Raw genomic sequence first — 21,224 nt, 5'->3', positions numbered from 1 at the left:
CCAGGTTTCAGATGAGACTGTTCCGAATCGCATAGGCCACCGCGTGTGACCGGTTCCGCAACTGCAACCGGGTGACGATGGCATAGATGATGTTCTTCACCGTACGATCCGAATAGGACAGTTTGGCCGCTATCTCACGGGTGTCGAGACCGTCGGCCATCAGGCGCAGTACGTCGACCTCCCGTTTCGAGAGCTCGCCTCCGGGTAGCCGTGCGGGTACCAGCAGTTCGCGGTACAACCGCTCGGTCCCTGCCACAAGCGAGCCCAATAGATCCGAGGGAAGGTTTGCCTCTCCCGCCGCCGCGACCCGAACACTGTCGAAGAGCCGATCATCACCCACCGCGGCACGCGGAAGCACTGCTACCACGTGGCACTCCACCACGATCGGGAGTTCGTTCTCCGCTAACCGGTCGACGACCAGCACGATCGGCTTGTCCGTCTCGGCGGACACCTCGCGTAGCAGCGCGACCGCGTCGGCCGAGAGCTGCTCGAACACCGCCACCACGACATCGGCTTCGCCACGAGGGTGCGCCTCGACCGCGCTCACTCCCGCACACGAGTCGAGAAAACGCGCGACTCCAGCCACAGCGAGAAAGTCCAGAGAACACACCGAGACTCGAATATTGTTCACGGTTCTTCCTTTGTAAAAACTAAAGTATGGTACAAATGATTATAGAGCCCGGCCGGAAAAAACGTCGAACGGCGTCAGCCGTTCCGGAAAGCCGGCAGCCACAGCGGATTTGGGCAGAGAGGCTGCCCCTTTTTCCATAGCCGAGCCGCATACGTCGAAACCGGCTGGTCGGCCGCGCGAGCGGACTGGCCGGCCACCGCTGACCTGCGTCATCCGGGCATGCGCCGGACAGCCGCAGCCAGTCCCGCTCAGACCTTCAAATCCGCCATCACCCTGGGGTACAAGGCCGGCCACGGCTACCAACGGCCCGGTGTCCGTCCCGGCCGGCCGTCGTGCAATCGCATCCTCCATCACATCTGGGGCCGTCATCGTCACGGCCGGGTCCGGCCTGGACGAGGGAAGCCGACCACGACGGTAGGCAGCCGCCAGTCTGCGCTTCTGCACTGACATGCTGGTCACTTCGTGGTCACTGGACAGTCGCGCGAGCGGTGCGGAACAGCCCAAAGCGTCCGTTCCACCTTGTCGGTTAGGCATTCCACGTTGGTATTCTTGGCTTGGGAACCTGTGTGTTCGAGCCACTGAATCTCCGTCGTGACGAGGTCTTGGTGGTCGTCTCCGCGCCGAACAGCGGGTTCTGGTCGCGGTGCTGGCGCCCACGCCCGGGGAGGTCTTGACCGCCGAGCAGTTGATCGACTGCCCATGGAGCGGTCGACAGTTGTCCGGGGCGCGGAACGCGGTTCAGAACTGCATGCCCCGGCTGGGTCTGGTTCTCAGAGCTGAATCCGGCGCGGAGGTGCTGCTCAACTCACCGGGCGGGTACCGCTCCGAGGTAGTGGGCGCACACCGGTTCCGCGCCCTGGTGTCTTCTGCCCGGTCCGCCGAACCGGAACAGTCGGCGTCGTTGCTGGACGGAACGCTGGATCTGTGGCGCGGAGAACCACTGGCCGACGGGTCGAGCGCGTCCTGCGCCGCGAGGTGGCGCCAGGGCTGGTCGAGCATCGGCTGGCTGCTCTTGAACGGCGCGTCTGCCTCGATCTGGCCCGCGTCCACTACGAGGCCGCCCTCGGGATCCGCCCGGACTCAGCCGACCGGCAGGACCGAGCGGCGACGCTGGACAGCTTGGGTCACATCACCCACCACAGCGGCGCGCACCAGCAGGCCGTAGTGCATTACCAACGGGCGCTGCCCTGCTCATCGAAGAAGCGACCGATCGCGTTAAGTAGCAGCTCGAACTCTCTGCCAGCCGGGCGAATGACGGGACGGCCCGGCTTTTCTCTCCCGCGCAACCAAAAGCACTGCCAGGCGTCTTGACCGGTATCGCAGACGGCGGGAGAAGCGCTGTTGAAAGATCTTCGAAGGGACGGACCATGCCTTCACCTAGCCCGGTCACCTGGATCGTCGCCGCGGCCGCGGCGACGATGCTGCTGTCGGCCTGCAGTGGTCAGCAGAGCGGCGAGCCGGCGACCCCAGCTTCCGCCTCCGCGCAAGCGAGGACGGGTGGGGAGTCAGATGTATGCGCCTCGGCCACTCCCGCCACCCTGGGCACGGCGGTCAAAGCGAACAAGCAGATCGCGGACGCGGTCACGATCGACGAAAAAGGCCTCCAGGACATCAAGTGCAAAAATCCCTGGGCCGTCGCCAGATTCTCCAACGGCATCGACGGCGGTGCCGTCCTGTTCACCCACCGGAACAGTTCCTGGGTCGCGGAGAACGCTGGCTCGGACGTCTGCGCGGACCTTCCCGCCGCGACCGCCAAGCAGCTCTGCGGTTGAGGCCCAGTCTTGCGGGCACAAAGGACCGCACGAAGAGCACCGCTTCCGCACCGGGCATCTCGAGGACACGGACGCCAGAGTCGTTTTCACGGACTCAGGTCGCCGACCTTCGTCCCGCACTGCTGGGATACTACTTCTTCGTGGTTCTAGGGAAAATTCACCTGGAGTCCACAATGGATGAAAATTCCATGCGGTTTTCAGTCGCCCGGTTCGAAGGTGTAAGCGACCTGGTCGAACAAGTCCGCTAGTTCTGCCCGGTGCGAGACTCTTATGGTGACTGCCACGACCCACAGATCCAGGCCGTGCGGCAGCACGTGCAACTTGGTGCAGTAATAGGGATCACTGCTGAGATTGCGATCGAAATAGAAAGCGTCCACGACCGCGGGCGACGTCGACACCACCGTGGTCACTTCGGAGCCTTCCTTGGCCACGATCGGCAATAGCAGCTGCCCGCGGACGTAGTCCGCGGTGCTGGACTGGGTATCGAAATAGCCCGAGATTCGTCTGACCTCGATCATGGTCCGAGCGTCCGGCGACACGTAGTTGACGATCCCGACGGGTGCGGGTCCTTCGGCGCCGGCGTCCGGATCGCGGTTCTCGGTCCAGGTCTCGGGCACCTTGATCGTGAACGCCGCGTCCGTCACCCCGGTGATCTTCATCGTGCCAGCGTGGTCGACCAAGCTGACCGGGGGTGCCGTCGCGACCGGGCTGCTGCTCACCGGGGCGGCGGGGAGGCTCGCGGGCTTTTCACCGGACGGCCGGAACCCGAGGACCCCGCCCACGGTCAGAGCGCCGGCCCCCAGCGCCGCGGTCGCCGCCCACAGTGTCCGGCGACCGCTTCGGCGACGAGACTTCGCCGCCGAAGCGGCGAAGGGCAGCGGTCCGGGGTCCGACGCCAGCTCCGGCGACCCGAGATCGAACACCGGCGCCTCCGATCCGCTCGTCGGCCCGCCGTGCGCGGGCTCGCTGAGACGCGACGCAGTCCCGTCGGTAGCGGACCACAGCTGCCGGTCCGGCGCGGGCAGCATCGGGCGCACCAGCGCGCGCACCTCGGCCAGCGGCATCCGCGCTGCCGGGTCCTTCACCATCAGCCCGGCGATCACCGTGTGCAACGGCCCGGTGCCCTCCGGATCCGGCACCTCGCCGTGCACGACTTCATGGACGGTGTCCAACGGGTCGTTGTTGACGTCGTAGGGCGGCCGGCCCCGCACAGCGGCGTACAGGGTCGCGCCCAGCTCCCACAGGTCAGCCGCCGAAGTGGTGGGAAGGCCCCGGGCCAGTTCCGGTGCGATGTAGGCCGGCGTGCCCAGCATCAACCCAGCGCGGGTCAGGGTGAGTTCGGAAACGCTGCGGGCCAGGCCGAAGTCGGTGAGCTTGACCAGGCCGTCCTCGCCGAGCAGCACATTGCCCGGTTTCACGTCGCGATGGGTGATCCCGCGCCGGTGGGCGGCCTGTAAAGCGGCAGCCACCCCGTCCGCGACCGCGGCGACGAGCGGCTCATCCAAGGCTCCGCAGTCGACGATCAGGTTCGCGAGGCTGATCGAGGCGACCAGCTCCATCACCACGAACGGTTCGCCGCCCTGCCGGACCACATCGTGCACCGTCACCACGTTCGGATGCGAAAGCCGGGCGATCGCGCGGGCCTCCCGCATCGCCCGTTCCCGCTGCTCCGCGGCCGCACCCTCGGGCATCCCGGGCGGCAGCAGAACCTCCTTGACCGCCACCTCCCGGCACAGCAGTTCGTCATACGCGGCCCACACCGTGCCCATCGAACCGCGTCCGAGCATCCGCCCCAGCCGGTAACGCTGGCCGACCAACCGCTGAACGGCGTGGTCCCCAGGATCCGCGAACTCGCCCTCAGCCATGGCCGAAATGCGCCATCGTCTTCGCGGTCACGAGCAAGAACCGCACGATCTCCTCCAACGGCAACCCATCCAGGTCCGTCCTGTCTCCCCCCGGAATGTGAGGATCGTACGCCGTCTCGCCATCGCTCACCCGCCGGACTGCGAGATACCGCGGTCATTCCCGGCCATGCTCGTGGCGGAGTAGCCGATACCGCTCTGTCCCCCGGATGGTGTTGCCGGATGGGCCGTCGGAGGCTGGTACCGGGCAGCTCACCGAAAGCTGTCGGCCGCCAGGGCGCAGGGCGGCCAGGGGGCACGCAGGGCCCTGCTCAGTACCGCTCGGGATCGTAAGGTGCGGCCAGCAGCGGGAGCTGCCGCAGCTCGCCGGGAGTGAGCGCCAAACCCGCGAGCGCGCAGAGAACGCGCAAGCAGAGGTAGTCGTCGAGGTCGTCCTCGCCGCTCCAGGGACTACATCCGACGCCGGCCCCGGCAAAGGCCGGCAAGAGCCGGTCCGGGGCGCGTTCCGGATCGAGGGCGCTCGTCGACTCCAGAAAGAGGTGCTGGCCGTCGGCGGCGTATTCCAGGTTCACGTCGCCGTTGATGGTGAACGTGGTGCTGGCGGCTTCCTGTCCGTCCCGGGACAACTCGACCACGGCGGGAAGCTCGTTGACGTAGACGCCGTAGCCGGAGTCTTCGAAGACGAAAGTCCAGTCACCGACCCGGCCGGCGACGATGACCGTCTGTCGCAGGTCCAGACCGAGCGCGATAGCGGCCAGGGAACGCTCGTCGTCAGGGTTTTTCGTGGCGGGCAGCACGCACGGACGGATCTCCTCGGGGTCGGTGTCGAGGAGGGGCAACGCCGCGGCCGGTTCGAGACCCCGGACGACCCACATCGTGTGGACTAGATTGTCGTTCTGGATCTCTGCGAGCCAACGGGGCATTCCCTCCTCGTCCAGGGTGCCGGCCGGGAATCCGGGTGTGGTCATCACGTGCCTTTCCAGAGATCATCGGTCCGGGTCACCGCGAGCCGCAAGCCATTGGGGGGGCCGAAGCCGAGGTGGCGATCCGCTCTCGCCAGTTCTCAGCTTTCCTGTCATCCAGTCGTTGTGCTGCTTCCGCGGATCGGCCGTGGCGATTTCGCCGGCCACTTGCCAGAGATCGCTGCGGCGCAGTAGCGGGCCCCTGCGGCAGATCCGGGGCAAGCAGTGAGCTACCGGTTCAGGTATCCGTCTCCGGCAAGGCGCTGCCCGCCCTGTGGTCATCACTGGTCAGGGTGTCGCAAGTGGACACGAACGGCATCCGCCCCGTCCCGGTCGTCGATCGGCAGACAGGCCCCGGCCCCGAACGCCGCGAGGAGACACACCAGTGCGACAAGACCAGTCTTTCGCATGACGCCGGTCAAGCCAGATCCTCGGCCCGGCCGTACAGTGTGTGCACCCGGAGCACTCCGTCGTCGTCGACGTCATCCGCGAAGTCCTCCCAATCCATATTGGCGATCGAGAGGTTGTTCTCGATGTTCTGGACGGTGTGCGGGACCGCCCGGAACGACCGCGTGGTGCGCTCGTCCGGCCGGTCGCTGTCCAGGTCGGGATCCGCGTCGAGTTCCACGATCAGGATCGGGCGTTCCGGAGAACGCATCGTCGTCTCGTCGACGATCAACAGCAGCGCGTGCTGATCCCGGTCCGGCAGCCGCTCCAGCAGATCAGGCGCCGTCAGGCCGGTGAAGGCCTCGTCGTCGACGAAGGACACGTTGGCTTCGAACTCGTCCGGCGTCACCCAGGCGATCGCGGCCTTCAACCGCTCCCAGGCTTCCGGGTCGGAAAAGTCGGTGCGAATCACGGGAACGCATGGAGTCACCGGCAAGTCGGTCGTCATGTCGCGCACCAAGCCAAGGCGGCAGCGGTCCGAAACCCGCGTCTGACGCTTTGAAGCACAGATCCTCCTGGCCACCCGGCAGAGACGCGATTCGCGTCGACCCCGAAAAGCCTAGCGTCGAGTACCCCCTGCCAAAAACGATCCGTCACAAGGACGATCAACCTTGCCCAAAGGACTCTCCAGGCCGATCCAGCCAGGCCCCGCTTCGTCATCGCGCGCGAAAACGTCTTCGAGTCGATCGCCGGCCTGCGGTCTCCGGTAGGTGCACCATCGGCAACGGCAGGACGATGCCGTCGTCAGCAGCCGGTCGGATCGGATCCTGCGCGGCACGCCGCTCACCGGGGTACCTGTGCCGGTCAGCCGAAATCACCGGCGGCTCGTCAAGCCGGCGGACAGGCTCTGGACCTGCCTGTTCGGGATGGCGGCTCTGGCAACCGACCTGCTTGCGCAGACAGCACTCTGACGATCAAGGTCAAAATGACAGCTACTCGCTGTCGTACCACTGATCTGGAGTACTGGCGGCTGAATTCGAGACCGCGGCAGACAGGACCTCACCGTTGTACCACTGGCTCGGGGCCTCGGCGGCCAACGCGGGGACCACCAGCACCCCGAACCCCAGAAGCCCAACTGTCACAAGTTTCTTCATGAAGAACCCCTTTGGTTTCGTCACCATCGACATTCGTTACCAGCACACCTTCCATCCAGGCCGGGCGGAAGATCAACCCAGTCTGCGCATCTCTGCTCGAAGGTCTTCGCATCGATGCCCGATTTCCTAAGATCTTCTTGGTTGAATCGCCCGACGCATGTCAGGTGCGAACGGGCGTACGCGGGCCTGTTCGCACCGGGTGACCGTGCCGGATCGTTTGTCGCGGTCACAGTTGCTTACGGATGCCCGGCGGGCGTCGATCGTTCGAGCGGAAGCCGACTTTGCCGCGCCGACCGTACGGCTTCCGGACAGCACCACCCACCGACGACCGACGAACGGCAGCAACCATCACCGACACCGTCGGAGCACGCCGAACACCCGGTTGCGTCACGCTGACTACTCCACGAAACGCTGTCCACACCGGACTGTGTCACGTGATGGCCGGTGGGCACAAAGGTACGCATGATTGCGGCAGCAAACCTTTTCATCCTGCGGTGATCTCGTAGTTCTGCAGGACGTGGATGACTTTGACGAGCCGGGCGTTGGCGCGTTCGCCGGGACCGCGCAGCCGTGCGTGAGCCCGGCGTCACGCAGATCAGCGGGAATCTGGCGACGATCTGCCGGGTTCATGCCATGCATTTTGTGCTTGCCAGAACCGCACGGCCGGTCGGCAGCGACCCGGTCGATCGGGATCAGGTTGCCGTCGATGATCACGTAGGCGGTCGGGTTTCGCCCTGCGTAGTGCCGCGCGTAGTTCCGGGGCGCGTGCGGCCCGGAATTCCACGGTCTCGTTGAGGTAGCGACAGCAGATTGTGGCGGAGACGTCGAACCCGGCGCCGACCTCGGCGAACGGTTCGCCGTTGCCGGCACAGCCAGGAGAATCGGACGCGCTCCACGTCCATTCCGACCACAGGATAGCCGGAGTTCGAACGTCCGGTCGCTCCTCGGGCACTGGACGGTCACGCGCGCGATGTGGCAGGGTCGAATGGTCCGTTCCGATCCAGTGGCGGGGGAAATCTGTTGTGGTGGCTGGATGGGAAATCCGCCTGGTCGGGTCGATGGAGGTCCGCCGTGACGGCGTGCCGGTGCCGATCCCGGCGGCGAAGCAGCGAGTCCTGATAGCGGCTCTGGCGCTGACGGCGGGCGCGCCGGTCACCGTCGAACGGCTGATCGCCTGCTTGTGGGATGAGCGGCCGCCATCCGGTGCGCGGAACACAGTGAAGAACTACGTGCTGCGATTGCGCCGGATCGTGGCCGCCGATGCCGGGCCGGGTGTGCTGGTCAGCTCGCCGGCCGGGTATCGCCTCGAGGTGGATCCCGATGTGGTGGACGTGCTCCGTTTCCGTTCCCTCGTGCGCACGGCCAGGTCCGCCGAACCGGAGCAGGCGGAGGCGCTGCTGGACCAAGCACTCGTTCTGTGGCGGGGAGAACCGCTGGCCGACGTGCCCAGCGACGTCCTGCACCGCGAGGTGGTACCGGGCCTGGTCGAACTGCGGCTGGCCGCGCTACAGCAGCGTATCGACCTCGACCTCGTCCACGGCCGGCATGCGGAGCGGATCGCCGAACTGGTCGAGCTGAGCACCGTCCACCCACTGCGGGAACGGTTCTGGGCCCAGCTGATGCTGGCGTTCCACCGATCCGGGCGGGCTGGTGAAGCGCTGGCGGCCTACCGCAAGGCCAACACGATCCTCGCCGAAGAGCTCGGCATCAACCCCGGGCCACAGCTGCAGGCGCTGCACCACGCCATCCTGACCGACGACCCCGGCTTGGCCGGCGGAGCCGGTCGGGCCGCCACGATGCCGGCGCAACCGGCTCCCGCATCGGTGCCATCGGCCAGGCAGGCGATCCCGCGGCAGCTTCCACCAGCCAGCGTGCACTTCGTCGGCCGTACCAGGGAACTCGGCTTCCTCGACACCCAACTGGCCACCACGAAAAACACCTCCATCATCGTGATCTCCGCCATCGCAGGCATGGCCGGAATCGGCAAGACCGCGCTGGCCCTGCACTGGGCCCACCACAACACCCACCAATTTCCCGACGGCCAGCTATACATCAACCTGCGCGGCTACCACCCCACCACACAACCGATAGCCGCCCCGGACGCGCTACGAACATTCCTCACCGCACTCGGCGTCCCCGGCCCCAGCATTCCTACCGATCCGGACGAGCGGGTCGCGCTCTACCGCACCCGGATGGCAGACCGCACCATGCTCGTCATACTGGACAACGCACGCGACGCCGCGCAAGTACGACCGCTGCTGCCCGGCGCATCCGGCTGCGTCGTCATAGCAACCAGCCGCGACCAGCTCGCCGGGCTCATCGCCCTCGACGGCGCCACGCCACTCGGACTGGAACTGCTCACCCACGACAAAGCCCGCGAACTGCTGGCCCGCAGGCTGGGCGAAGACCGCGTCGCGGATGAACCAGCCGCAGCCGACGACCTGATCCGGTCATGCGCACGGCTCCCCCTGGCCCTGAACATCGCCGCCGCACGAGCCGCACTCCACCCCACCCAGCCCCTCGCCGCCCTCGCCGAAGAACTACGCGACACCCACCGACGACTGGACGTCCTCACCACAGGCGATACCACCGCCGACGTACGCGCCGTCTTCTCCTGGTCGTGCCGCACCCTCGAGCCCGGCACCGCCCGGATCTTCCGATTCCTGGGTCTGCACCGAGGCCCTGAGCTCAGTCTCCTCGCCATCGCCAGCCTGACCGGTGACGGCCCCACCACCACCCGCAACGCCCTCGATGAACTCGCCCGGGCACACCTTGTCACTGAACCCACCCCCGGCCGTTACACCCTTCACGACCTGTTACGCGCATACGCCACCGAAGAAGTCCACACTCACCACAACGAGGCCGAAACACAGACCGCGCTCAAACGCCTACTCGACTTCTATACCCACACCGCCGGCCACGCCGAAGAACTCATGAACACCGCCCGCACGGCGATCCCGATCAAGTTCGGCCCGCCTGCCCCCGGAGTACACCCGCAAGCCCTGGGCACCGCGCAGGACGCGTCCGCCTGGCTCGACTCCGAACATCCCAACCTGCTCGCGGCCCAGGAAGTCGCGGTAAGCCACGCCTGGCACCTCTCCGTGTGGCAGCTGGCCTGGTCGCTCAACACGGTTCAGCTTTGGTGGGGGGACCGCTCCGGCCGGCTCGCGGCGTGGCAGGCCGCGATGGAGGCCAGCGGGCACCTGCCCGGGCCCACCGCGCGCATCCACGCGCACCGGCACCTGGGCAGCGCATACGTTGACCTCGAACGAGACAACGAAGCGCTGGAACACCTGAACCAAGCCCTCACCCTGGCCGAACGGCACCACGACCTCGACCAGCAAGCCCGAATCCAGCTGATGCTTTACCGAACCCGGCTAGGGCAACGGGACTATCGGCAAGCCCTGGAACACGCCGCGCGCGGGCGCGACCTCCACCTCTCGACCGGACAACCGACCGGGGAAGGCCGATACCTCACCGCCATGGGCCACGCCCTGGCCAAGCTGGGCGAGTTCGACGCCGCCCGCGCCTGCGGCGAAGCCGCACTCGCCCTCGAGCGAAGCCTCGACGACCTGCCGGGACAGACGATCCGGGCGGCGACACTCGACGATCTGGGGTATATCCTCCATCGCACAGGTCACCACCGGCAAGCCATCGAGCGCCACCAGGAAGCGCTCGGCCTGCTCGCCGATATCGACCACTACGTCTACGCCGCCGGAGTGTTCGACAACCTCGGCCACCCCTATGCCGCGCTCGGTGACCGCGAGCGAGCGAGCACAACCTGGCACAGGGCGCTCGAACTCTACCGGCAGAACGGGCAGGACGAGGCCGCCGACCGCGTCCAGCGGCAGCTCGACACCCTCGGCCGGCCCGGAAGCTGACCGGACCAACCGCCATTATCGTTACCGGGCAACCACAAGCACGTACAGGCGTGGCGAAGACACAGTGGACGGTGACAGCAGCGCAGTAGACCTGCGAGGGGCGTCATTCAACCTTGCCGCGTGGATTCCCGGTGCGCGCCGTCGCGGGCGGGGGCACATTCGCCGTATACCTCGCCTGTGCTCACGTTCACCGCGGCGAACAAGTTCTTCGTGCCATAGTTTCGCGGCTGTCACTCGGCTCCACCAGTACGTCAACCCGGTTCCACCGGCGGCTCACCCGCATCGCAGCCAGAATTCAGGCCCCGACCGCCGTGCTCCAGGCCCACCGTCAACGCCACCCGGCAAGCAAACCGCACGACCAATCAACCCGACGCAGAGCAAAGGGAATCAAGGAACACTAGTGCCTCGGCAAGGAACGTTGACGCGGTAACTGTGTCGCGTGGACATCCGGGCCGGTGACCACGAGGCTGCCCGGTGGAGGTGAGCCATGGCACGTCAGCCCGAGGTGTTCGCGCGGTCGTTGGAGCCGGAGGAGGCCCAGCGGCTGGTCAAGATCACCAAGTCGACCCGGGATCGGGTGCGGCTGCGGCGGTCCGGGATCGTGCTGGCCTCGGCCCAAGGCCGGTCCGCAGGTGAGATCGCGGCGATGTTCGCAGCAAGCGAGGGGTATGTGCGCGAGGTGATCCACGCGTTCAACGACTCCGGGTTCGCGGCGTTGTCCCCAAAATGGAGGGGCGGCCGACCTCGTAAGTTCGGGTCGGCCGCCCGTGAGCAGATCTGCCGCATCGCTGCGTGTCAGCCCGCCGAGCCGGGGTTGCCGTTGACGACCTGGAGCCTGACCAAGCTGGTCGAGTATCTGGCCGAGCATGCGCGGCTGGTGGTGAGCACCGAGACCGTCCGGCAGATCCTCCGTGCGGAGGGCGTGTCGTGGCAGGCGACGAAGACCTGGAAAGCCAGCAAGGACCCGGACTTCATACCGAAGAAGACCCGCATCCTCGACCTGTATGACCATCCGCCCGCCGACGGGCGGGTGATCTGCGTGGACGAGTTCGGGCCGTTGAACCTGCAACCCCGCCCCGGCCGCGGCTGGTTCCCGCGCGGTCGTCCGGCCAGGCTGCGCGCGACCTACACCCGGACCAAGGGCATCCGGCACATGTTCGCCGCGCTCGACTTGGCCACTGGGCAGATGTTCTACCGGTTCCGTGACCGCAAACGCTGGCCCCAGTTCCTCGACTTCTGCAAGCAGCTCCGCCGCCGCTTCCCGGCCGGGAAGCTTTACCTGGTCTGCGACAACTACGGCCCGCACGGCAAAGCCGAGGTCAGGGCCTGGTGCGCGGCCAACGACATCGAGCTGGTTTACACACCCACCAACGCGTCGTGGCTGAACTGGATCGAGTGCGAGTTCACCGCGATCCGCTACTTCACCCTCGATGGCAGCGACTACCCCAGCCACGCCGCCCAAGAGACAGCGATCGCCGGCTACCTGCGCTGGCGCAACCGACACTGCCACCCCAAACGCCACTTCGCCGTCAACTCCAAGATCCGCCGCCCCGATTACCTACCCAACGTTGCTTGATGAGGCACTAGCGGTCGCGGGGAGTCAGGTTCAGCCGGATGTCGTCACGTGCCCACAGCACGAATCGCTCGACCGGTGTGACCCGGTGCCCGGGCACTGAAGCGAATTCGAAGTGCTTCACCAGGATCGCGAGCATGAGCTTGACCTCGACCATGGCCAGCGCGGCACCTTCGCAGCTGCGCGGGCCGAACCCGAACGGCAGGTAAGCGAACTTCGGCCGCCCCTCGGCGGCTTTCGCCGTGAACCGCTCCGGATCGAAGCGCTCCGGGTCGGGCCAGTGGACCGGATTCAGGTGTATCGCCCAGATCGGATACATCAACGTGGTACCCGCCGGGACGAGATGGTCGCCGAGCACCAGGTCCTCGGTCAGTTCCCTGGCGGCGTACGGGCCGGGCGGGTACCGGCGCATCGCTTCCTTGACGACCCGTTCGAGATAGTCGAGAGAGCGCAGTTCCCGGTAGGTCGGTGCCGGTCGATCACCGAGCACGCGATCCAGTTCCTCCCGGAGCCGCCGGGTGATCTCGGGATGGCCGGCCAGCAGGTGCAGCGCCCAGGACACCGCCACGCCGGAGGTGTGGTAACCGGCCAGCAGCACCGCCACCGCGGTGTCCCGGATCCGGGCCGGGCTCCAGCCCGACTCGGCCAGCATGCCCACCAACCCACCACTTCGTGACTGGCTCTCCAGCGTCCTGGTGATGGCTCCGCGAACCCGGGCCAGCGCCTCCTCGGCCCTGGTTGCCCGCTCGGCCTCGGGAATCGCCGAGGGCAGGCCGAACTGCCGTGCCAGGTACTCGGCGATCAACTCCCGGAACGCCGGGCCGATCCGTTCTGCCGCGCCGTCCGCACTGCCCAGGGCGAACTCGCAGATGATCCGCAACGACAGGTCGCTGAGTTCCTCTTGCAGCGACACCTCCCGCTCGCCCGCCCACCGATCCGCCAGCTCCAGGGTCAGCCGGGTGAACGCCGAGAAGTGCGCCTCATGGGACCGGTGGCTGCCCAGCGCGGACAGCAGCAGCCGCCGCCACGGCACGTGCTCCCGCTCCGGGATCGTCTGCAGGTTTCCTGCCTCGAACAGGGGAGACAGAAACTCGAACAGCTCATCCGGCCGCTCGTTGATCCGCGAAGTCCGGCTCAGCAGTTCTGGGTCCGCGACTGAAACCACCGACGTTCCGGGCAGCTCGAACCTCGCGACGGGTCCATACTTTTCGTGCAACGCCAGCTGAAACGTGTGCAGACCGCCAGCCTCGGCAATGGCGGCCAGGTTGCCGTTCGGTGGCACCGGTACCGGCCCGGGAATCTCTCGCCAGTCGGAGTTCATGCCCGGTTCTAAGCCACCGCCCGCCCTCATGGCAAGCCTGGGCCGAGTGGTGTGCCCTTGTGCGCAATCAACTGGATGCCAAAGGCTCTGCCAACGCTCCAGGAGAGCCGTAGACTGTTATCTGCAGCTACGAAGCACCCTGCCCCGCGCCGGGACAGGCCCACGAGCTGCGCGGGCATGCTGCCGTCGAGTCGCGCGGCCGTTCTGGCCGATAGGCCACAGTAAGAGTGCTCGACGTGCCGCAAGGCTCCCTCAGGCGGCCGGCGCCGCAGTACAACCTTGCCATCAACGAACGGCAGCCCGGCGCTGCGATACTCGTCGGCCGCGGACGGGAGCGCTGCCCTGCACGACCACGTGTCTTCCGGCTCGGAAGGCAAGCAGCTGTCGTCCCAACTATTGGGATGACATGCCAGCTTTTGGTCAGGAACCTACCGGCGTATCTTCCGAACCGTCGTAATCCGCTCATACGTAGGCGGAGCACGCACTCCGTCGAGGACACCGCTATGACCGACATCCGCGGCCAGCTCGCGCTCGGCCTCCCTTGGCCTAGTACTCCAGCAGCACTTCGTGATTTTTGGTGCGTCGTCGTTGGTAATGGGCTTGTTTGGCGCGGTGGTGGTGGTGTCTGCGCCAGTGGGACCAGGCCCAGGTCACGGTGCGTTGGGGGACGGTGGTGATCAGGTGTGCCAGGAGACGCTTGACCTCGCCAAGCGTGATGGGGATGAGGCCGCTGCCAGGGCTTTTGGGGCGATCGCGGCCGTGACGGCGAGGTAGGTGTGGGCGAGCATGGCCAGAGTGATGTGCCGATACCAGGCGTCGTAGCGGCGGACTTGGTAGTGGTCCAGGCCGACCTCGTTCTTGGCGGTCTGGAAGCACTCCTCGACCGCCCACCGGGCGCCGGCGACCCGGATCAGATCGTCGTCGGTCGTTCCCGTTGGGGCACAGCATACGTAGTAAGCCAGTTCGAGTTCGCCCTTGCTGTTAGGCATCAGGGATCGGCGCACCAGCCGCCATCGTGCCCAGCCTGGTGGGGTGGTGTCCTCGTACGCCGGCAACCAGGCGACCGCCCAGTCGAACAGCCGTGGCCCCTTCGCGCCGTCGCCGCAACTGCGGCGTTCCAGGCGTCCTCGGCGGCCGACCGGGCGTGGTAGTAGCGCAGCGCCGCTTCGACGATCGCGATGAGCACGGCCGGGTCGACCGGGTCGGTCAGGTAGCTATCGGCCCCGCGGCTGAGGCCGGTCGACCGGTCCTCCGGCTACCGGCTCAGCCGGCTTCGCACCGGGTTGCGGGACATTCCTTGGCAAGAAAAGTTGTCCGGATCCTGTTTCCGGCGCTCCGGCACGCCGGAAACAGGTTGTTCAGGGCCGGGTTACCACCCGATCAGGACCTCGGGCGGATCGATCGAATCCGCCGCTTGAAAAGCGTAGAAGCCCGCCCTGGCACTGCGCCGTCCGCCAGATTACGGGTGACGTGCTCGGCCATGCCGGATTTCAGGCGAAGCCGTCCGACGCGGCGCTCCTGTCGTTCATGGATTCCGCTCCGTTCGCTTCGGGCTCGGATGGCGAACGCTTATCACCGATTGACCGTGCCTTCGCGCAGGCGGTCGATCATCCGTCGCGTGGCGTCCAGCGGGGAGTCGGCCGCGGTGTCACCGGCCGGGGCAAGCGCTCGGTTGCGCACAGCGATCTGCTCGTTCCACTCGTCCTGGCCGGTGAACGGTATCGTTTCGTCGGGGACGTAGGCCGGGTACGGGCGATAGGTGTTCGTGCCGTCGGTGGGCCTGCCGCGGACGAGGATCGGGTCGAGGTACAGGCCGTCACTGCGGATCCGCGTGCTCGCCGGGATGTAGCCAATGTCCAGGCCGCAACGGCGACGCGGCGAGGTGTTCGGCTCCGAGCAGTGCAGGATGTTCGGATGATGAATCTCGACGTCCCCCGGATTAAGCTCGACGTCGACGATTCCCGCACGCTCGGACCACTCGTGGACCAGGTCTTCATCGGAGGACGAGAACAGCATGTTCGGCGAGTCCGTCCTTCGCGTCGGCTGATAGAGAGGCAAGCGGTGGCTGCCAGGGATCACGCGCAGGCAACCGTTGTCCCTTGTGCACTCGTCGACGGCGACCCATACTGTCAGCGCCCGCATTGGGTCCAGCTTCCAGTAGGCGCCGTCCTGGTGCCACAGCACCGGTTGCCCGTCAAACGGTGGCTTGCAGATGTAGTGGGCGGTGAAGCAGGCGATATCCGGCCCGAGGAAGAACTCGGCGATGTCCACCAGCCGGGGATCGGAGACCAGCCGCACCCAAAAAGCATCGTTACGGATCAGCGGATGGTGAAAATGCTCAGGGCGTAGATTCGGATACCGCTCAGTAAGCCAGGCGACATGGGCCTTGGTCTCTTCCAGCAGGTCGCGCGGGACCGCGTTCCGGATGATGCTGAAACCTTGCTCTTCATACTCGGTTGCGGTTTTCTCCAAAGTATTCAACGATGACTCCTTGGCTTGTGAAATGGTGGTTTCCTCCCCAGCGCCTCATTCGAGGACGAAGTGCGCCAAGTATTGATGTCCAGATCTGACCACGTCGGTCAACCGCCATGGGGTCGGCCTGGCGAGGTCTTCCAGCTCGGGGACCGACAGCGTCAGGTAGTCGAACCACGAGCTCGCCACGACACCGTGGCGCAGCCGGAAGCGTTGCTGGCCGGGCATACGCCCGAGTGCCCGGTTCCGGTCGAGATAGGCCCGGTGCCAGGGGCTGCGCAGCGAGTGCGGGTCGTTGGCGACGCCGAGCAGCGTGCCCCCGGGGGCCGTCATCGCGGCAAGTCTGTTGAGCAGGTCCGGCCCTTTCTGCCGACTCTCCAGCAGACCGATGTTCTGGCCGCCCAGCAGGATGGTGTCGAAGGAGCCGAGTGTGGAGTCGACGTCGTGCACGGCCAGCTCGCGGACGTCCACCCCGCGCTCGCGGGCCACTGCCGCCGCACCGGCGGACGGTTCGATGCCGAGCACGTCAAGCCCACGTTCTCGCAGGTGCAGCGCATGGCGGCCGGGGCCGCAGCCCACGTCGAGTACCCGCCCGGTCGCGCGCTCGGCGGCAAGTCGGTCCGGTGTTCCCCAGCTGTCGAACGGTGCGAAGTACACCGACAGGTCGTTCACGATGAGCAGTCCGTCATCGCGTTCGAGAGTTTCGTGGCCCACCCCGGGCACGACCGGCCGATCCCGCCACGCCCGAATAACCGCGTTCCCGAACGCGTCCCCGATTTCCAGCTCGGTCAGCAAAGACGTCATCGTTCGACCTCCCACTCTTCAGGCAGGGCCCGGTGCCCGGCCAGCGGCGATAGGAGCAGCACGACCAGCGGGCCGGTCATCACGAGTACGCCGAACCACAGGGCGGCGGGCAAGGTCCATGCATTGGCGACGAGGCCGCCAAGCAGCGCGCCCAGCGGAGTCGCCCCCTGAGTGACCACGCTGTTGGCCGCCGAGACGCGTCCCAGGAATTCGTTTGGTGTCACCCGGGCACGAATACCGGCTGCGGCCACGGACCGGCCTACGATGACGAAGCCGATCAGGACTTCCGCCAGCCCGGCCAGCGGAATAGCCGCGGACCGCAGGATCCCGGCCAGGGGCGCCGCGAGCACGGCGACCGGCGCCAGCGCCGAGAACACCAGGGTCATCCGGACTTCGCCGAACCGGCGGCGCAGTCCCGGTGCCACCAGTGAGGCCACCACGCCGGCAATCGCGCCCGCCGTCGAAAGCAGGCCGAAACCCCACGGCGGGATGCCGATGTCGCGCAGGAGATACAGTGGAAACTGGGACAGCATGATCCCGGCCCCGAGGTTGATCAGCGCGGCCTGTGTGAGGAACGTCCGCAGCAATGGGTGGCCGAACAGCATCCGGATCCCGGCGACGATCTCCCGTCGGAAGCCGCGTTGGACGGGCGGCGCCGGGCTCTTATTCTCGGGATGGACGCGGCTCACCAGCAGCACGGAGCACAGGTGGCCCAGCGCGGCGAACAGGTAAAGCAACGGTGCGGCGACGGCCTGGGTCAGGGCGCCCGCCACACCGGGCGCCACTGCCTGGATGGTGCTCTCCGACGTCTGCAGCCGGGCGTTCGCGTCTGCGATAGCGCGTTTCGGCAGCAGGTAGGGCAGAACGCTGGTGTGCGCGACGTCGAAGAACACGCTCGCGACGCTCACCACGAAAGCGATCACGACGAGCTGTGCCACTGACAGCAGGCCCAGCAGATAGGCCGCCGGGACACTGCCGAACGCCACGATGTAGGCCAGGTCGGCCGAGATCAGTACCCGGCGCTTGGGCCACCGGTCGACCCACACCCCGGCAGGCAGCCCGACCAGCAGGTAACCCGAGCGGGCGGCGACGAACACCAGGCTCATGGCCAGCGGACCGGCACCGAGCAGCAAGACCGCGGTGATCGGGAGGGCGAACCCGGCGACCTGGGCCGCCGAGTACCGGAAGCCGTTCGCGGCCCAAAGCCACCGGAACGCCGGGACCCGCAGGACCTCGACCTCCTCCGGGACCCCACCCTCGGTGGCTGACCGCACTTGTTCCATCCTTTCAACTCACGCCGGATCGCCCCGTTCAGCGCCGCACGCAGCACCTCACGTATCCGCTGCAACGTCGTCGGCGACAACGGCCGGACCCGGGCGGCGTTCGCTCGCAGCAGGCTCGTGGACATCGCCTGCACCCGACCTATCGTCAGGTCCGCCAGTGCGACATTCCCGAGGCCGGGCCTGAGGTAGTCCCGCACGAGCTGGGTGTAGATCCTCCGCGTCGCGGGACGAATCCCGTGCCGAGTCGCCAACCAGATATCCAGCCACTGACCCACCGTCACCAAACTCAGATCAGGCTCGACATCCTCACCCCGCCAATACCGCTGAGCCTGCACCGCCGCCGCCCGAGACGAAAACCCACCACGCCGCAGCCGGCACCGTCCACCGTCGCGCTGCCCCGGCAACTCCACCGTGAATACCAGCTTCCGTGCCCCCGCGCAGCCAGCCTGGGACACCGAGGCCCGTACGGACGCTTTGTCTCCGGATCGACACACCCACACCGCTTCCACACACCATGCTCCGCCATCACGACTCCCTGCCGCCGACTGTCCCGTCGGATCAGAGTGCGCCCATCTTGAGCAGATCGAGAAATCCGAGTACTACGGACCTATGGCCGCACGCCGCAGGGACTCCGACCTCTCGCGACAGCTGCTTGCCCAGCTGGAGTGGGTTGAGCTTCATCACAGCAGCCAGGCAAGCCTCGCCGGAAGCGACGAGACCGACCCCGGCACCAGCGATTGGTGGGCCAGCGCCACCGTGCGAGTCCTTCCCGACGAGGACGAAGCTGACGGCATCCAACCTTGGTACAAGGCAGAAGGCACGGCACTCTCGACGAAACAACTCGACGAGGAAAGCAGCGATGTCACGATCTTCGAAGCCAACGGCTTGACCATCGACCTCCAGCACGTCGAGGACGTGCACGACGCACTCGATGCCCGCAGCGAAGACTACGCAAAATTCATCCCCCTCTTCGGCGGCCGTGACCAGTTCGGATTCGTCACACTCCAAGACGATCTGGAAGATCAGATCGAGTCCCTCGGCACCCACGTCGTCATCATCGATCGAGTACGGCTCGCGCCGGCCTGGCGCGGCCTCGGCGGAGTCGGACGGCTCCTCGCCGGCCGCCTGCTGCGCTGGGTCTGCGCCGACCCTCGGCTCGTCGCCGTACTGCCGTTCCCCATCAGCCTCGACAGCGCACTACTCAAAGACGACTCGACCTTCGAACCGGCCCTTGAGCAGGTACGCCGCACCTGGGCAGCGCTCGGGTTCCGCCCCGCCACCGGCCGCCTGTGGATCATGGATCCCGCCGACGAAACTCATCAGAACGCCGTCACTCAGATGGAAAAGACTCTTGGCTTATAGGAATTACACCAATGACACGACTCAGAAACGGGCAACCGACGTCGCCAAACCTCAGGGCGTCAAGCCGAGCAGCGCCGCGCCGGTGGCCGGGTCGAACGGGACCGATTCGTGGTCGTGGACGATGCGCCACGTCCCGTTGATCCGGCGGCAGCCGAGGGTGGCGCGGACCCACATGTCGACCTGGTTGCCATCGGCCAGTTCGCCGGTGACATGGTAGAGGAACGTGCAGAACCCGACATCGCCGTCCGCGTGTGCGGTGAGCTGTTCGACTTAGTAGCCGATGGGACCCGGGTAGCTGCCGAACCACGTCTTGGTCTGCTCGATCACCTCGGTCGGACCGTGCAGCAGCAGTGGCGGCAAGACGTTGAAGGCGACCACGTTGTCGGCGAGCCGTGCGGTGAGCGGCGCCAGGTCCGTGGCGTGGATGGCCCTGACCCGCTCGGCGACCAGCTCGTGGAGTCTTGTTCGGGGTTCGTCATATCGGCTTTCCGTGACCTAGGCAGAGGTCATTTCGAGATGGTCCCGGGCGGCGCGCTCGGCGAGCACGGGCAGGAAGCTGCGGACCTCCGCGCCGGAAAGCCGTTCCCGTTCGGCGGTGACCACCCGTTCGATGTCGCGACGCCGGCCCTCGCCGTACTCCTCGACGAGGCGGGCGACGAGGGCGTCGAAGCCGAAGTCTTCCTCTCGGGCAGTCAACTCGTCCATACCGATCTGCTGAGTCATACCGGCCCTCCGCTCACACTCGTTCCTGTGGATGGCTCTGTCCAGCAGGACGGCAAGTCAAACCCGAAGAAGCCCTGACCGACGCTGGGGACGCAGTATGCGGTCGACGGAATCAATCTTGACAACGAGGATGGACCGGTTTCGTGCGGCCGCCACTATGGACAGCCCGGAGAAAACAGGCCGGTCTCACGCGGGGTGACCGCCGCAGAAAGGGCCCTGTCCTCACCGGGCAAGGATGGTGCCCGGCTCGGCACACCGGGTGGCCGACACCAGCATCATGGCCACCAGCAGATACCCCGCCGTCGTCACCGCGACCGCGGAGACGGGGCCGAGGCTCGCGCACAGCGCTCCCGCGACCGCGCTACCCGCTGGGAACCCAAGGGATGAGATCGCCGTACGGGCACCCATGACACTGCCGCGGGCCACTTCCGGGGTCAAACGCTGCACCAGGGTGCGCTCGACCGCGAAGTACGGCCCCCAGCACGAACCCGTCACCGCGAGCAGCACCAGCGCGGGGACCAGTTCCCTGGTGACCAGCAGGAAGGCGAACGGCACCGCCCCGGCAACGACCACAACCGGGACGCGCCAGGCCCGCCGTCGCCTGCTGGTGACCGCCGCGCTGCCCGCCGCGGCACTCGGTTTCCTGCTCGCCGACCCCGGCACGGCGTCCGCCTCGACCGCACCCGCGCCGGCGATCGCGCAAAGCTCCGAAGAGGGCCACGGGCACCATCACCACCACTACGGCCTCGCGTTGAACTCAGCTTGGTACTCGGCCTGCAGATCACCGGGCACGACCACGGCGATCACGACGGCGACTGCGACGGCGGCCTCCTGGGCGACGGCCTGGTGCTCGGCGACTGACGCCACACACAGAAAGCAGCACCGGATTTCTCCGGTGCCCCGACCTAGTGTCCCTCCTGACCGTCAGACGGTGTGCGGGCTATGCGCGACGGTTCCCAGTTGCTGGCGATGACGCCGCCGTCGCCGCCGTGACCCGCTCAGCCGAAGTTCCCGCCACTCTTTCGAACCCGCGCGCT

At 66.8% G+C, this 21,224-nt stretch carries 15 protein-coding genes and 4 pseudogenes; 4 read left to right on the top strand and 15 right to left on the bottom strand.

The window, feature by feature from the left end; translation table 11 throughout:
- Nucleotides 1-7: 7 nt before the first annotated feature.
- Nucleotides 8-547, bottom strand: coding sequence for a LuxR C-terminal-related transcriptional regulator (locus NYF13_RS14210; RefSeq protein ID WP_315656862.1), 540 nt, complete (start codon nucleotides 545-547; stop codon nucleotides 8-10).
- A gap of 1,451 nt (nucleotides 548-1,998) precedes the next feature.
- Here NYF13_RS14210 and NYF13_RS14205 point away from each other — a divergent pair.
- Entirely contained in the window at nucleotides 1,999-2,403 is a 405-nt protein-coding gene (locus NYF13_RS14205; RefSeq protein WP_315656860.1) for a hypothetical protein, read from the top strand.
- Nucleotides 2,404-2,600: 197 nt separating this feature from the next.
- Here NYF13_RS14205 and NYF13_RS14200 read toward each other — a convergent pair whose 3' ends face one another.
- From NYF13_RS14200 to NYF13_RS14185, 4 genes and pseudogenes are all read right to left on the bottom strand, one after another.
- Nucleotides 2,601-4,268: a serine/threonine-protein kinase gene (locus tag NYF13_RS14200; protein WP_315656858.1), complete on the bottom strand. Its 1,668-nt coding sequence runs from the start codon at nucleotides 4,266-4,268 to the stop codon at nucleotides 2,601-2,603.
- A gap of 308 nt (nucleotides 4,269-4,576) precedes the next feature.
- Nucleotides 4,577-5,233, bottom strand: a complete 657-nt coding sequence (locus NYF13_RS14195) for a DUF6461 domain-containing protein (RefSeq protein ID WP_315656857.1) — start codon at nucleotides 5,231-5,233, stop codon at nucleotides 4,577-4,579.
- A gap of 412 nt (nucleotides 5,234-5,645) precedes the next feature.
- Nucleotides 5,646-6,122, bottom strand: coding sequence for a DUF6924 domain-containing protein (locus tag NYF13_RS14190; protein ID WP_315656856.1), 477 nt, complete (start codon nucleotides 6,120-6,122; stop codon nucleotides 5,646-5,648).
- Nucleotides 6,123-7,252: 1,130 nt separating this feature from the next.
- Nucleotides 7,253-7,627: pseudogene (locus NYF13_RS14185) on the bottom strand (IS5/IS1182 family transposase); the annotation flags it as partial.
- A 166-nt stretch (nucleotides 7,628-7,793) separates the two neighbouring features.
- Here NYF13_RS14185 and NYF13_RS14180 point away from each other — a divergent pair.
- Both NYF13_RS14180 and NYF13_RS14175 read left to right on the top strand, forming a co-directional pair.
- A complete protein-coding gene (locus NYF13_RS14180; RefSeq protein ID WP_315656855.1) occupies nucleotides 7,794-10,649 on the top strand; it encodes a BTAD domain-containing putative transcriptional regulator in 2,856 nt (951 codons plus the stop codon).
- Nucleotides 10,650-11,169: 520 nt separating this feature from the next.
- Complete coding sequence (locus NYF13_RS14175; protein ID WP_315656853.1) at nucleotides 11,170-12,225, top strand: IS630 family transposase; 1,056 nt, start codon at nucleotides 11,170-11,172, stop codon at nucleotides 12,223-12,225.
- A 7-nt stretch (nucleotides 12,226-12,232) separates the two neighbouring features.
- Here the strand turns inward: NYF13_RS14175 and NYF13_RS14170 are convergent, their stop codons facing one another.
- From NYF13_RS14170 to NYF13_RS36690, 6 genes and pseudogenes are all read right to left on the bottom strand, one after another.
- Nucleotides 12,233-13,573, bottom strand: a complete 1,341-nt coding sequence (locus tag NYF13_RS14170; RefSeq protein WP_315656850.1) for a cytochrome P450 — start codon at nucleotides 13,571-13,573, stop codon at nucleotides 12,233-12,235.
- A gap of 647 nt (nucleotides 13,574-14,220) precedes the next feature.
- A pseudogene (locus NYF13_RS14165) lies at nucleotides 14,221-14,661 on the bottom strand (IS701 family transposase); the annotation flags it as partial.
- Nucleotides 14,662-15,115: 454 nt separating this feature from the next.
- Nucleotides 15,116-16,024, bottom strand: a complete 909-nt coding sequence (locus tag NYF13_RS14160) for a phytanoyl-CoA dioxygenase family protein (RefSeq protein ID WP_315656849.1) — start codon at nucleotides 16,022-16,024, stop codon at nucleotides 15,116-15,118.
- A 45-nt stretch (nucleotides 16,025-16,069) separates the two neighbouring features.
- Nucleotides 16,070-16,810, bottom strand: a complete 741-nt coding sequence (locus NYF13_RS14155) for a class I SAM-dependent methyltransferase (RefSeq protein WP_315656848.1) — start codon at nucleotides 16,808-16,810, stop codon at nucleotides 16,070-16,072.
- Between the two features lie 5 nt (nucleotides 16,811-16,815).
- On the bottom strand, nucleotides 16,816-18,102 hold the full coding sequence (locus tag NYF13_RS14150; RefSeq protein ID WP_315656847.1) for an MFS transporter: 1,287 nt from the start codon (nucleotides 18,100-18,102) through the stop codon (nucleotides 16,816-16,818).
- A 140-nt stretch (nucleotides 18,103-18,242) separates the two neighbouring features.
- Nucleotides 18,243-18,377 (bottom strand): annotated as a pseudogene (locus NYF13_RS36690) (hypothetical protein); the annotation flags it as partial.
- Between the two features lie 334 nt (nucleotides 18,378-18,711).
- On the opposite strand from NYF13_RS36690, the gene NYF13_RS14145 reads away from it, so the two are divergent.
- A complete protein-coding gene (locus NYF13_RS14145; protein WP_315656846.1) occupies nucleotides 18,712-19,464 on the top strand; it encodes a hypothetical protein in 753 nt (250 codons plus the stop codon).
- Between the two features lie 51 nt (nucleotides 19,465-19,515).
- Here the strand turns inward: NYF13_RS14145 and NYF13_RS14140 are convergent.
- The 4 genes and pseudogenes from NYF13_RS14140 to NYF13_RS14125 all read right to left on the bottom strand — a co-directional run.
- A pseudogene (locus NYF13_RS14140) lies at nucleotides 19,516-19,719 on the bottom strand (YybH family protein); the annotation flags it as partial.
- 240 nt (nucleotides 19,720-19,959) lie between these two features.
- Nucleotides 19,960-20,187, bottom strand: coding sequence for a three-helix bundle dimerization domain-containing protein (locus NYF13_RS14135; RefSeq protein WP_315656845.1), 228 nt, complete (start codon nucleotides 20,185-20,187; stop codon nucleotides 19,960-19,962).
- 222 nt (nucleotides 20,188-20,409) lie between these two features.
- Complete coding sequence (locus NYF13_RS14130; RefSeq protein ID WP_315656843.1) at nucleotides 20,410-20,850, bottom strand: hypothetical protein; 441 nt, start codon at nucleotides 20,848-20,850, stop codon at nucleotides 20,410-20,412.
- A 75-nt stretch (nucleotides 20,851-20,925) separates the two neighbouring features.
- A complete protein-coding gene (locus NYF13_RS14125; protein ID WP_315656842.1) occupies nucleotides 20,926-21,054 on the bottom strand; it encodes a hypothetical protein in 129 nt (42 codons plus the stop codon).
- Nucleotides 21,055-21,224: the final 170 nt, after the last annotated feature.

The organism is Amycolatopsis sp. PS_44_ISF1 (assembly GCF_032335455.1).
In the GTDB taxonomy this organism is placed as follows: Bacteria; Actinomycetota; Actinomycetes; order Mycobacteriales; family Pseudonocardiaceae; genus Amycolatopsis.
This window is presented reverse-complemented; position numbering and strand designations above follow the sequence as displayed.